The sequence below is a fragment of the Candidatus Cloacimonadota bacterium genome (genome assembly GCA_020532085.1).
Lineage (GTDB): Bacteria > Cloacimonadota > Cloacimonadia > Cloacimonadales > Cloacimonadaceae > Syntrophosphaera.
Map to the genome: position 1 here is coordinate 1 of JAJBAV010000004.1, position 14,521 is coordinate 14,521.

Sequence of the window (14,521 nt, forward strand, 5' to 3'; positions counted from 1 at the left end):
CGGCGCCAGCGTGAGCACCGTGAAAAACGCCATCGACAACGGCTACCTGGACAAGGTCGGCACCTACGACGACCTCACCGAAGCCTACTAACCGGAGGGATGAGGGGGCTGGGAGACCGGCCCCTTCTTTAATTCGTCGCGGAAAAGCGCGGAAAAAGGGAAAATGGGGTCAGAAAAAGAGGGGTTTTTGAAAACAGAGGGACAGAGGGACAGAGTTATGTACCATAAGCTTCAGCTTGTTGGGTGTCCGAGATTCATCTCGAGGCACAAGGATAAAAACAGAGGGACAGAGAGAGGTTTGAGGTGGTGGCGGGGGTGGGGGATGCTTGAATCCGTATAATCCGTTTAATCAGTTGAATCCGTAGGGAAAAAATAAAACAAAGGAGGGACAAGTGAACGAGAACCTGCTGAAAGAACTTGCCCGGGAACTGGCCACCAAGGTGAACAACCTGGTGGACATCCCCATCATCAAAGAAGAAGATGAACAGGCGTTCTTTGAACTGATCATCCTGCTGATGCTGGAACTGGTCTTCAACCGCCTGGGTTTCAAGAACGTTGTCGAAATCTCGCCGCGTGTGTGAAACGCAAACTGCGCAAGAGGCGCAAGGACAGTAACACGTGATGGATTCCGGGGCCACAGGGGTTAAAACCCCCTCCCTGGAATGATAAATCGGGGCCTGCACTTCGGTGTGGGCCCATTACATTGCCTTCTACAAGGAGGAAACAGATACCAGTTTGTCTAAACTGAAACGCAACAAGTATGGACTTATGGCAAACAGGCAGTTAACTTCGTAAAATCATCCTCCACCGATAATCTTGAACAAATAGCTAACAAGAAAAATTGATCCAAACACAATGAAGAGCCATTTGAAAAAGGTAACGATCTGCCCCAGACAGGATGATTCAAAATCCCTGTCTGAGCCTGATTTGTAACTTTGCCTGTTCGATGAGTCGCCAGAGTTGTCGTTTTCTTCAATGTAGATATAACCTGTCCCCTTGCAGTACATGCAAGGTTTCCGACCATAACCGGTCATAACAAATCCGTTGATACAATGCCCACACTTTCTCTGTACCAAAGACATAATACCTCCATTAATTACCTCGAATCGCTGTAGATGCAATAACCACTTCTGTGGGTCAACGTTCACTTCATATCATCTATGTACTCCCCCTGAGGGTTTTCAGCATGGCAATGGCCCGGGCTGCCTCCCTGTCGGAGGGATCCAGAAAGCGAATGTAACCAGCCAAGCCGAGCAGGTGGTTGATCCATAAATGAGTTTTGGTGCCGTGTTTGGCAGCCTGGTCCGCCAGCCCGAAGCGGCTGAGGTAATACAGCTGCTGTCTGAGGTGCATGCGCCTGGACCGGGCCGCACGGAGGCCGTTGTTCACCATCACTCCCGTAACTTCCTGGCGGCGGTGCCTACGGATCACCCGGTTTTTTTCCGGATTGAGCCTTAGGCCCAGGGTTTCGATCACGGAGGCAACGCGTCTGATCACCAAGCCGGGCTTGAAATCGCCGGAAAAAGTTAAATCATCTGCATAGCGGGTGTAACGGATGTTGGCCTGACGGCAAAAATGAAAGATCCTTTGATCGGCCTCACGAAAGATGAGGTTGGAGAGAGTGGGACTGGTGGGCGCACCCTGGGGCAGCGAACCGTTTAGGCAGGTGAGTTTGGCCAGCAAGGTGGCCACCTGGGGATGGTAGCCGACGCCATGAAAGACCTGATAAACCTGATACTCGCGCAGAGAGCCGAAGAAATCGCTGACATCCAGCTTGAGCAGGAGGGGTTGGCGGGTGTGGAAATTGGCGTTGTCTTTCACGGACGAGCCTGGCTGATAAGCTTTGGCAGCTGGATCAACGGGCAAGCGGGCCAGGATGAGGTCGAGGATCACGCGCTGCATTTCCTTGAGAGTGGGCAGGGGTTCGTGAAGTTCACGGAACCCACCGTTGCGCTTGGGGATCCGGAAACACCGGTAATACTTATGGGGGCGGTTGGCAATGCACATCACCAAGGAGATGTCAAAGCCGAGAAACCAGGCAAGGTTCTTCTGATCGAGGATAACGGGCAGTTCCTGGTCGTAGAGCCGGCGCGCGCGCTCCAGCAGCAGCCGCGTTCTATCGGGCGGAATTCCGTGAATCTCACGGCAGGCGCGGCGGATGGCAGCTTCGTATTCTGACCAGTTCATGGTATCAAAGTGGACGGACGCGGTCTCGCATCACTCATGTTTTGTATCCCATGGCAGCGTCTAGTAAGCGCAGCGCACAGACGCTGCCATGGCAGCACGTAATGGGGTCCTTCCGGAAATGATGACTCATCATTCCTCCGCGTTTGCACACGGTTGCGCTGAAAACTCAACCGCGTCCGTACCAAAATTTCCTTCTCCGCGTGAGCGGAACATAGACGGGCTCTTCGGCCAATCTGTTGCTGCGGCCGTTTTCGAGGGCGGGCAGCAAAAATGAGCTTCCTCTTTTGCCCAGTTTCCTGGCCAGCTTCCGCAATTCGATGATGCCAGCAGAACTCAGCCGATAAGATCCACCGTTTTTCCGGAGCAGATCACGAGCCAGCAATTGTTCAAGATTAGAGCGTAGAGCCTGCTGATCAAGACCCCAGCGCTCAAGCTGGCGCGGAGACATCCCCCGGCTGGCAAAGCCAAGCAGATAAAACTGGACCTCGCAATCTTGCATATCTAACCGCCTAACCTGGCAACCCGCCTAATGGCTATGTCGCCTCTGCTTATCTCTGGATTCAAGAAGTGTATCGGCAGTTTCTTGTCAACGTTTTTTTCGGTGTCCTTCTTGTCTTCGCGCTTGACAAATTTGACTTCCTGGAAATATTGACCCATTATACATTTACGCATCACGCCAGCCACCGTCAGGAGATCAGATGAAACAAGAGATCCAGGCGCATTCTCCGGCTGGGGACCAGAGGCTGTTTTCCGCTTCGGAGCGGACCCTTCGCATTCTGCCAGAGGCAATTTATCCACAAGGAAAATACTCATGCACAAAAGAGTGATGATATTCGCGATAGCCCTGCTGTCCGCGGCCCTGGCCTGGGCCCAGTACACTGTCGATTTTGAAGGCACGGGCGAAACCAAAACCGCCTATGCCAGCGGAACCGTCAACCTCAGCGGCCTGAACTGGGATCTGACCGAAGTGCTGATCGGCACTTCAGATACAGATTTCAAGAACGGCGCGCGCTCAGCGAGATTGCGTGGTTACGGGACCAGTTCCATGACCATGCTGGCCGACAAGAGCAACGGGCTGGGCACCATCTCTTTTCAGTACCGCCGCTACGGCACCGACGCCCAGGTGGATTGGAAGGTGGAATACAGCACCAACCAAGGCAGCAACTGGACCCAGATCGGATCCAGCTTCACGGCTCCGGCTTCTGATGTTGTTCAGACCTTTACCGCCACGGTCAACGCCTCCGGCGGCGTGCGGATCAGGATCAAACGGGCCACGGAAACCGGCGCCAGCAACCAGAGGTTGAACATCGATGACATCACTCTCACGGATCATACCGGCAGCGGCCCGGTCATCTATGCAAGCGGCAATCTGAGCGCTTTCTCAACCCCGGTGGGAACTCCCTCCGCCACTCAGTCCTACAGCCTTTCCGGCAGCAACCTTACAGAAGGCATCGGCATCAGCATCCCCGTAGGTTTCGAGATCTCCACCGATGGCGGCAGCAGCTACCATTCCGGAGCCTATAGCGTGGCCTCCAACTTCAACGGACAGGTTTTGGTACGTTTGACCGGAACGACAGCAGGATCCTACAGTGGAAATATTGTCCACAGCAGCGCCGGAGCCTCCAACGCTGATCTGGCCGTATCCGGAACGGTTGGCGCCGCGGGCAGCGGTTACTATGGCAGCATAAGCGGTTACGGAGAAACGCTGAAGGGACTGCTGCATTCCTTGGTGAAAGAAAAACACACCACCGAATTTGTCTATTACAACACCACCGACCAACTCAAATACACCGACGAAAAACCTCTGAACACAGACAACGTGATCCTTTTCTACACCGGCTGGACTTATGCGAAAACCGATTATCCCGGCTTTTGGGACAAAGAGCACACCTGGAGCAAGAGCCACGGCGATTTTGGCGAAACCGCCCCTGCCGGCACCGACTTGCACAATCTAAGGCCCTGCGACTCCTCGGTCAATTCCTCCAAAAGCAACAAAGACTTCGCGGAAGGCGGCTCTGAATACATCGATACCAGCCTGCCCGGAGGAGGTTCGCTGGGCTCAGGATGCTATACCACAACAGATACCTGGGAGCCGCGCGATGAGGACAAAGGCGACACCGCGCGCATCATCATGTACATGGCGGTGCGTTACGAAGGCGATGACACCGGGACCCCGGTCGATCTCGAGATAGTTGACCACGTCTATACCGACGCGGGCCAGAACCTGCCGCTTTACGGAAAACTGGCCACCCTGCTGCAGTGGCACGTTCAGGACCCTCCGGACACATGGGAAGACCGGCGCAACGACCGCATCGAGGAACGCCAGGGCAACCGCAACCCCTTCATCGACCGGCCTGACTTTGCCACCCGCATCTGGGCGCCCTGTCCCCTCTACGCCGACAATCTCTCCCAAAACAGCTTCACCGCCCACTGGAGCACGCCCATTGATGCCACCAGCTACTTTCTGCAAGTGGTCTCGGACACCCTGAGCCTGATCAATGTGAGCGGCTACGAAAACCTCGACGTGGATCTGGTTACCCAATATGATGTAACCGGGCTCGGCCCTGCCGGAACCTACTATTTCCGGCTGCGCTCCTTCTTTGAAGACGATTACTCCATGTATTCGCCCTTTCTTGCAGTGAATCACGAAGATCCCCTGCCCGTGGAACTGGCCGGCTTCACCGCCACCATCTCCGCGGACAACTATGTCAATCTGCTCTGGGTAACCCATTCCGAAACGGGAGTGCTGGGCTACTACGTGTTCCGCGGCTGTAATGACGATCCGGAAAACGCCGTTCTGGCCAGCCCGCTGATCGCGGCCACCAACACCTCCCAGCAACAGAGCTACATCTTCACCGACACCGGTCTGGACGCGGAAGGAACCTATTGGTACTGGCTGCAAAACGTCGATCTGGACGGCTCCAGCGCCTGGCACGGCCCGGTCTCGATAGCTTACAGCCAAGGCCAGGATTCCACTCCCACGATCCCTCTGGCCACCTCGCTCGACCCCATCTACCCCAATCCCTTCAATCCTCAGGCCAGCCTGCCTTTCAGCCTGGCCCGCGGCGGCCTGGTGAGCATCAATGTGTATGATCTGAGGGGAAGGTTGGTGAAGGTTTTTGACCTGGGCGAACTTGCTGCCGGCAGACATCAGATCCAGTGGGACGGAGCGGACTCCGGCGGTTCCCCCTGCCCCACGGGATTGTATTTCTTCAGAATGAGCACCCCCGAAGGAACTTTTTCCCGCAAAGCCATGCTGGTCAAGTAATCCGGCCAATACCTTTCCGGACGAGGCTTGCGGGAGTTTTGGAGGAGACCCGGGATTTATCCGGATCCGGACTGGCTCCCAATATCAATACGGTATCAATACGGAATCAATACGGATTTCATCCGCAATGATTCCGTATTGATACCGTATTGATATTGGGAGCGGAGCACGGAGGGCAAAAAATAGCTTTACAAAAATTTGGCCGTACATTTACTTGGTCCTTTGTGCTAACTGTGTGTTTTAGTTATGTAATCGGCAGTCCGCAAGCCGGGAACTCCGGCGGGGTTGCCGCAATAGATGAGATGATCAACCATAACACCAAAACAAAGGGAAAAAGGAGATGATCGTATGAACAGACGGATCGTCTTGCCAGTGCTCCTGGCAATTTTCGCCCTGGGAGTGTTCAGCGCCTTCGCGCAAACCTATGAATACTCCTTCAGCACCACAACCGGGACCTATGAGCCCATCACCGGAGGCCTGCTCCTCGGCACCGAGACCAGCGACGACCAACGTTTCGTTGATCCCGCCACTCCCGCCGGAGGAACCGTGCTCACCGGCCCGGGGCTGGACATAGGTTTCAACTTCACTTTCAACGGGGCCGTGTTCGACCGCCTGGCGATCAACAACAACGGCTGGATATCCTTGGGACAATCCGGCCTGACGCCATCGGTGAACATAGCCTCCACCTCAGGCTACACACCACTTTCCTCCACCACCGCCATCGATCCGCCGGTCCTCTACAACCGGATCGCCGGCATGGCCCGCGATCTGCAGGCCCAGGCGGGGGCCTCGCTGCGGCTGGAGACCATCGGCACGGCGCCAAACCGCGTCTGCGTGGTCCAGTTTGCCAACTACAAGAAATACGGAACCAGCGGAACCGGCGATCAGATCAACTTCCAGATCCGGCTCCACGAGACCAGCAACAACGTCCAGATCGTTTACGGACAGGTGGTTTCCAACGCCACCGCCGGCAACATGCAGGTGGGCCTCAGAGGCCCGGACGTGGCGGACTTCAACGCCCGCCAGGGTGACGGCGCCTGGGATAACACCACCGCCGCCACGGCCAACACCGAGTATGTGATCCTCAACGACGTGAACTATCCCGCCAACGGCCTCACTTTCAATTTCAACTTCCCGGTGGCCGATCAGCCTCCGAACCCCGCCAACCTGGTTTCCCCGGCTGACGGCGCCATCCTGGTGAGCCCCACGGCCACCCTGAATTGGATGAGCGGCGGCGGCCTGCCCAACGGCTACAGGTTCTTCCTTGGAACCGATCCCGCGGCCACCAACATCGTGAACAACCAGGACCTGGGCGCGGTGAACAGCTACGATCCGACCCCGGACCTGAACCTGGACACCACCTACTACTGGAAGGTGGTTCCCTACAATGGATTCGGTGACGCCAGCAACTGCCCCATCTGGAGCTTCACCACCCACGGCGATCCCGAGATCGACGTGCTGCCCTACACCCAGAACTGGGACCTGGTGACCGCTCCGGCGCTGCCCTTCGACTGGACCAACATCATCCAATCCACCTCCACCACCGCGTTCGTGGGCACCTACGCTTCCACCACCTACGCCCACAGCCAGCCCAACACCGCGCGCCTCTACAATCCTTCCGACGCGGATGCCACGCTGCTGCTGGTGGGGCCGCCTTTGGCCGCCACCCTGCCGGTCAACGCGGTCCGGGTGAAGTTCTGGGCCCGCTCCAGCGGAGCCAACTATCCGCTTTCGCTGGGTGTGCTCAGCGATCCCACGGACGCCAGCACCTACACCGAAGTGCACGCCCTCACCATGACCACCACCCTCACGGAATACATCTACGACATGACCACCTATGCCGGCACCGGCACTCACATCGCCTTCAAACACGGTTTGGGTGGAACCGGTCGCTCGCACTACATCGACGACATCAGCTTCGAGCAGATCGGCGCCGATGACCTGGGCTGCTACGCCCTCGTCGGCAGCACCACCCCTTCGGTTGGCGATGCCACCACCTACATCGCTGTGGTCCAAAACTGGGGCACGGCCGCGCAGGATACCTACACCGTGAAACTGTTCGACGGCGCTAACGTTGAACTGGCCACGACCCCCGGCGTAAATGTAGCCCCGGGCACGACCATCGACATTCCGCTGACCTGGACCCCCACCGTTCAAGGTGAGGTGCAGCTCTACGCCAAGGTATTCCTCACCGGCGACATCAACCCCGCCAACGACCAGAGCCCGAACCTGACCGTGAGTGTACAGCCGGCCGGCGCCACCATCGTCGGGATCGGCGACGGCACCAGCACCAACACCACCTCCGGCTCACCCACGCCATACGGTACCTATTACAAGAACTTCCACCAGCAGTACCTCTACACCGCGGCGGAAATTCTGGCAGCCGGCGGCGCTCCGGGACTGATCACCGCGCTCAGCTTCAACGTGGCGAACCCCAACAACTGCTCGCCGATGCCGAACTACACCATCAAGCTGAAGCACACCGACCAGGCCGTTCTCACCACCACCTTCGAGGTGGGCGACTACAGCCAGGTCTGGTTCCAAAACGATTTCGTACCCGTTGCCGGCTGGAACGTGCACACCCTCAGCACCCCCTTCTTCTGGAACGGCAACCAGAACCTGCTGGTGGACATCGTGACCACCCTGATCCCGGGCGCCTATACCCAGAACGCCTCGGTCTATTACACCCCCACCACCGGCACCAACACCTGCCTGCGCTATCAGAGCGACAGCGCAGACGCGGGTTCCTCCGCCACCGGCACCACCTCAGTGAACCGGGCGAACATCCGCATGAGCCTGAATGTGGTCGGAATGGCCGAGCTGGAAGGAAATGTGAGCTCCGCCGGCAACCCCGTCGCCGACGCGGCTGTTGTGATCGCCGGCACCACCCACGCCACAGTTACAGACGTCCTGGGCAACTACAACTTCCCCTATGTTGAGCCCGGCACCTATAACGTGACCGCCAGCAAGTTGGGCTTTGAAAGCCTTACCCTGCCGGTGACCCTGGTGGTGGATGAGACCACCACCCTGAACTTCGTGCTCACGCCCTCCTCCTCGGTGAACGTGACCGGATTCGTGGTCGGCAGCGACCAGCCCACAGTGGGACTGGCCGAAGCCACCGTATCCCTCACCGGGATCATGGATTATTCCGCCACCACCGACGCCACCGGGCATTTCACCATCCCGGGCGTCCTCTCCGGCAACACCTACAATTACGTGATAGTAAAGGAAGGTTACCAAAACCTGACCGGCTCCATCACCGTGGGCGCTACAGCCTACGACATGGGCACCCTGATCCTGCCTGAGATCGCCTTCCCGCCTTCCCAGGTGGTGGCCACCGAAAACATTGCCCAGACCCAGGTTGACCTGATCTGGCACAGCCCCGTGGCCGCGCCGCCCTACGACGACTTCGAAATGAACGACGGCGGCTGGGTTTCCAGCGGTTTTGGCGACTGGGAATGGGACGATGACTACGATGTGACCAATTACACCGATATTGACACTTATGCCGACACACCACCTCCCACCGCCTACAGCGGAACCGGCATGTGGGGCACGGTGCTTGAAGGCGGATACAGCAATTGCGCTGCCTGGTCCTATCTGAGAAAGACATTCAACCTCTCGGGGATCAGCAATCCCGTCCTCAGCCTGTGGCACTACATGGACGGCTACAACACCTGGGATTACGGCTTGATCACCGTCAACGGCACCACTGTCTGGGGCGCCAGCAGCGCGGCTGAATTCATTCCCTGGCAGGAACTCACCGTTGACCTCAGTGCCTATGGCAACCAGGCAAATGTGGAGATCGGCTTTGAATGGTATGCCACCTCCGTTGTTTCCTATGCCGGCTGGTACATCGACGACGTGTATGTGGGACCGCCTCAAACCAGGACTGAAACCTACGTCCAGGCAGTGGTTCCCAGCATCGCCACCGGCCTTTCCGAAACCGAAGGCACGGCTCTGAAAGCCAAGCGTTCGCAGTCATCCAGCGCCGTCCCCCAAAACCATGTCCGCAATGACCGCGTCCTCACCGGTTACAAGGTCTGGCGTTTGCTGGCAGCCAACGAAGGCAACGAGACGCTGTGGACCCCGCTGACCCCCACCGCCATCACCGACACCACCTTTGTGGACACCGCCTGGGCCCCGCTGCCCTCCGGAGTCTACAAGTTCGCCGTGAAGGCCGTTTACACCAATGACGTGCTCTCCGCCGCGGCCTTCTCCAACGAGATCCACAAAGGCATGATGGGCACCCTGAGCGGAACCGTGACCGAATTCGGCACCAACGTTCCCATCGCCGGGGCCACCATCACCGCCGGAGATTACAACGGAACCTCAGGCCCCGACGGCAGCTACGCCTTCCTGGCCTATCAGGGCACCTACGACGTGACCTGCGCCAAGCAGGGCTACCAGTCCTCCACCATCACCGGTGTGAACATCGTGGGCACCCAGACCACCACCCAGAACTTCGTGCTCACCGAGATCACCCTCCCGCCCGGAGGCGTGACCGCGGCTGTGGCCGGTCCTGCCGTGAACGTGACCTGGAGCGAGCCCGGCACCGCCGGAGGTGAATGGATCCAATACTCCACCGTGGATGCCAACAACAGCATCGGCCTCACCAGCGGCGGCGACTTCAGCGTGGCCATCCGCTTCCCGGCCACCGCGCTGCAAGACTACGCCGGCATGAGCCTCCAGGCCATCAAATTCTGGCCCGGCGATGCCGCCACCTACACCCTCAAGGCCTGGACCGGCGGAGACGCCACCGCCCCCGCGGTGGAAGCCGCCAGCCAGCCGGTCACGGTTGACACCTACGACGCCTGGATGACGGTGAACTTCAACAATCCCGTCGGCATCACCGGCAGCGAGGAACTCTGGTTTGGCTACAACGTGGTCCACACCAGCGGCCTTTATCCCGCCGGCTGCGATCCCGGCCCCGCCCTCGACGGCTTCGGCAACATGATCTACAACAGCGGCGCCTGGACCACCCTGCTGGCCCTGTCCGCCACTCTCAACTACAACTGGAGCATCCAGGGCTACGTGGGCTATTCCTATCCCGACGTCGCTCCCCTGCTCTCACCGGTGGTGGCCACCACCTCCGGCCATCCCGTCAATGCCGGCCTCTTCAGCCTCAAGACCGACAGCCCGCGCCCGGTTACCCATACCGTGCCCGGCAAGGCGCTCAGCGCCGGCAAGCCGGCCGATCCCGGCAACCGCGTCCTCAACGGCTACAAGGTCTGGCGTCTGCAGCAGGGCCAGGAAAGCAACGAAGCTTCCTGGATCACCCTGACCACCGATGCCATCACCGCCACTGCCTTCACGGACAACGGCTGGAACGACCTTCCGGACGGAACCTACAAGTGGGCCGTGAAGGCCGTTTACACCGGCAACGCGATGTCGGTGCCCGCCTTCTCCAACCCGCTGGACATGATCACCCAGATCGGCACCATCGCCGGTATCGTCCGCACCACCACCAACGCCCCCATCATGGGCGCCACGGTCACCTGCGGCACCGCCACCGCCACCACCAACGCCTCCGGCGCCTACAGCATGCAGGTGGAAGCCGGAACGCACGACGTGACGGCCTCGGCACCCGGCTACGCCCCCGGCACCCAGAGCGGAGTGATCGTTGTGGTGGGACAAACCACCACCGTGAACTTCCAGCTGGAGGAAAGCTCTGAACTGCTGGTGGATGGCTTCGAAAGCTACGACAACTTCGCCCTGGCCTTCGCGCCCTGGACCTTGGTGGACGTGGACATGAGCACCACCTACGGCATGACCGGGATCACCTGGCCAAACGCCTACGCGGCGATGGCCTACATGATCTTCGTGCCCAGCGCCACCACCCCCGCGGTCACCGACGCCGAACCCCACGGAGGCCTCAAACAGGCTGCCTGCTTCGCCAGCACCACGCCTCCCAACAACGACTGGCTGATCACCCCCGTGCTCAGCAACCCCGCCGAGATCAAGTTCTGGGCCCGCTCCTACACGGACGACTATGGCCTCGAGCGCTTCAAGGTGGGCGTGGGCACGGATACCAATCCCAACAACTTCACCATCATCAGCGGTACCAACTACATCTCCGCCCCGATCGACTGGACCGAGTACACCTACTCGCTGGCCGGCTATCCCGGCAACGTGTATGTGGGCATCCAGTGCCTCTCCAACGACGCCTTCATCTTCTTTGTGGATGACGTGCTCGTGATGGGCGGCACCGCGAATGAAGATCCGGGCGTGCCTGTGGTGGCCACCGAGCTGCACGGCAACTTCCCGAACCCCTTCAATCCGGAGACCACCATCCGCTACAGCGTGAAGGAAGCCACTCCCGTAACCATCGGGATCTACAACGTCAAGGGCCAGCTGGTGAAGACCCTCGTGAACGAAAGCAAGGCCAGCGGAAACCACTCCGCCACCTGGAACGGCCGCGACAACAACAACCTGCCTGTCTCCAGCGGCGTCTATTTCTACAAGATGTTCGCCGGAACCTACAGCAGCACCAAAAAGATGATCCTGATGAAGTAATTCGTCAGATCGATAAGATCCCAACCCCGGAACGGTCCCCCGCTCCGGGGTTTTTTTGATTGGCGCTGGTTTTCCGGGAAAACGCCGCTCAAGGAGAAATATCTGAGCATAATAACGCAGAATGGCAAACTTTATCATATTGGTCACAATAAATCGCTTGACTTTGCGCGAAGGGTTGATTTCCCTGCAACGGACGGCAGAGTCAGTTTCGCCAAACATTCGGTCCGTTGCCGCCGGAACCAAGGAGTAGAGATCATGTTAAGATCATTCTGGCTGGTTTTTTTGTGCCTCGCCGCGAGCCTCTGTTTCGCCTGGGAAGCTCCCGACAGCCTGCAGGTGAGAAATCTGACCGCGTTTACCAAACTTTGGGGCTACGCCAAGCATTTCTGTCCCGCGGATGAAGTTCAGGAAATCGATTGGGACCGCTTTTCGGTGTACGGCTCCGCCCAAGTGAGGAACGCCAAAGACCTCGAAGAGCTGCGGCAGATGCTCACGCAGTTGTTCAGTCCCATGGTTCCCGGCCTGGCGCTCTGGACCGACAGCAAGCCGGAACTCCCGGCGCTGCATCCGCTGCCTGGAATGATGAGCGCGTTCTGGCAATATGAGGGCTACAACAACGTTCAGGGACCTTCCATCTACAGATCGGTGCGGACCAACCGCCCTCACAGGATCATCAAGGATCCTGACAATCCTTACTCTTGGGGCAGCCTGCAACCGCAGGTGGCGCTGAACAGCGCGACGGATGCCAGGATCCGGGTATCCTTCCGCTTCCGCCAGGCGGTGGCGGACACTCTGCCCGTGCTTTTCTATCTGGGATGCGGGGACATCAGCGAGGGAGATTCTCTGCGCGGAGCGGACTGGAGCGACCGCAGCTACGAACTGGATATCCTCGGGAACACGGATGCCAGGTTGTGGCTGGCTTTCAGCACCGAGGGCTGCCTATGGCTGGAACATCTGCGCCTGGAAAGCTGGAGGGATGAGGACTGGCGGGAGATCTTCTTCAGCGATTTCACGCGTGACGAGGCCGGAGCCATGCCGGCGGGATTCAGTGTGAACCTCGCCTATGAAAACGGTGGCATAGGCCAGAACATGGACGTGCTGGTGGAGGAAGTGGAGGGCCAAAAGCTGCTGGCGATCCGCAGATCAGTATCGGAGGGGGCCTTCACGCTTGGCTGCATCGACCGGATCTTCCCGGAGGAACCTGCTCCCGGCGAAAGGCTGGAAAAGGACCTGGCGCCGGGGCTGCGCTGCAGTTTTCCGCTGATCCTCTCCTGCGATCAGCATCACACTTATCCCATGCCGGATCCAGAAGGACTGGAGGCATTGAAAGGGAAATACGCCGGGGTGGACCTGAAGGACCGGGCCGATCCCGGGACCTGGCTGGCTGGGATCATCCGCTACTGGAACGAACTCAACTTCTTCTACCCCTACTTCGAGTACCATCTCTGCGATTGGAACAAAGAACTTGAGCGCTGCCTGGCCCGGGTGCTGCGCTGCCGGGATTTCGCGGAATATAAGCTGGCCTTGCGGCTGCTGATGTCCCAAACCCGGGATGGACACGCCTACCTGGTCGACGCGGAAGACAGCCGCAAAATGCCAGGCTTCGGAGTTTGGCCACTGCACGGCAACTGGGTGGTGGACAAGGTTTTGGACGAAGATCTGGACATTCCGCTGGGCTCACGGGTCACCCACCTGAACGGAGAGGATTTCAGCCGGCTGATGCGGTCAAACCGACCCCATTACACCCTCTCCAATCCGGCCACCACCGATCTGAGGCTGTTCGGTAACTATCTTAGAAGCTACCGCGATTCCCTGGCCACCTTCGGCTTTGTGACCCCCGCCGGTGAAACGATCGAGCGGGCCACACCTTTGAGCTCTGCCGGCATGCTGCAGTATTTTGTGCCGGAAGAAAAGTTTGTGCAGTATCCGGACAGCATCCTCTACGTGAACACCAATGCCATCACGGAAGATGAGTTGCAGGAAAGGATGCCTGAATTGCTGCAGGCTAAGGGCCTCATCCTGGACCTGCGCCTCTACCCCGGGATCCAGCTGGGCTTGCTCACGCAGCTGCTCACGCAGCGGGATTCATTATACAATTGCCTGATAAAGAGATACATCCGTCCGGGGGAAGAACTGCCCCGCCTGGGGGAAGGCGTGCCCACCTGGGGTTTGGAGCCCGCGGAACCGCATATCGGGGCCAGGGTCGTGGCCCTAAGCAGCCGTAACAGCCAAAGTTACTGCGAGATGTACCTGGCCGTGCTGAAACACAACCACCTGGCCACCCTTGTGGGACAGCCCACCGCCGGAGCTAACGGCAACGTGATCTACTCAGAATTGCCCGGCGATCTGGAAGTGATCTGGACAGGCATGCTGGTGCGCCAGGGCGACGGAGGCAGGTTCAGCGGCGTGGGGATAGTCCCGGATGTGTTTGTGGAAAAGACTTTGGACGACATCATGGCCGGGCGGGATCCGGAACTGGAGCAAGCGCTGGAGTTGCTGCGGAGGGATCTGAACTGACCGGAACGCTCTGAAAGCTTCAGTATCCAGCAT

The 14,521-nt window shown here is 58.7% G+C and carries 6 protein-coding genes; 4 read left to right on the plus strand and 2 right to left on the minus strand.

What is annotated here, in order from left to right; translation table 11 throughout:
• Positions 1-392: 392 nt before the first annotated feature.
• Positions 393-581: a hypothetical protein gene (locus tag LHW45_01895; GenBank protein MCB5284330.1), complete on the plus strand. Its 189-nt coding sequence runs from the start codon at positions 393-395 to the stop codon at positions 579-581.
• A gap of 577 nt (positions 582-1,158) precedes the next feature.
• Here LHW45_01895 and LHW45_01900 read toward each other — a convergent pair.
• Both LHW45_01900 and LHW45_01905 read right to left on the minus strand, forming a co-directional pair.
• Complete coding sequence (locus tag LHW45_01900; GenBank protein MCB5284331.1) at positions 1,159-2,187, minus strand: reverse transcriptase family protein; 1,029 nt, start codon at positions 2,185-2,187, stop codon at positions 1,159-1,161.
• Between the two features lie 166 nt (positions 2,188-2,353).
• Entirely contained in the window at positions 2,354-2,686 is a 333-nt protein-coding gene (locus tag LHW45_01905) for a hypothetical protein (protein MCB5284332.1), read from the minus strand.
• A gap of 312 nt (positions 2,687-2,998) precedes the next feature.
• Here LHW45_01905 and LHW45_01910 point away from each other — a divergent pair, with 312 nt between their 5' ends.
• From LHW45_01910 to LHW45_01920, 3 genes are all read left to right on the plus strand, one after another.
• Positions 2,999-5,455 (plus strand): endonuclease, encoded by a 2,457-nt coding sequence (locus LHW45_01910; protein ID MCB5284333.1) that lies wholly within the window; start codon positions 2,999-3,001, stop codon positions 5,453-5,455.
• 348 nt (positions 5,456-5,803) lie between these two features.
• Complete coding sequence (locus LHW45_01915; GenBank protein ID MCB5284334.1) at positions 5,804-11,971, plus strand: carboxypeptidase regulatory-like domain-containing protein; 6,168 nt, start codon at positions 5,804-5,806, stop codon at positions 11,969-11,971.
• 255 nt (positions 11,972-12,226) lie between these two features.
• Positions 12,227-14,488 (plus strand): hypothetical protein, encoded by a 2,262-nt coding sequence (locus LHW45_01920; GenBank protein MCB5284335.1) that lies wholly within the window; start codon positions 12,227-12,229, stop codon positions 14,486-14,488.
• The last annotated feature ends 33 nt before the right edge of the window (positions 14,489-14,521 follow it).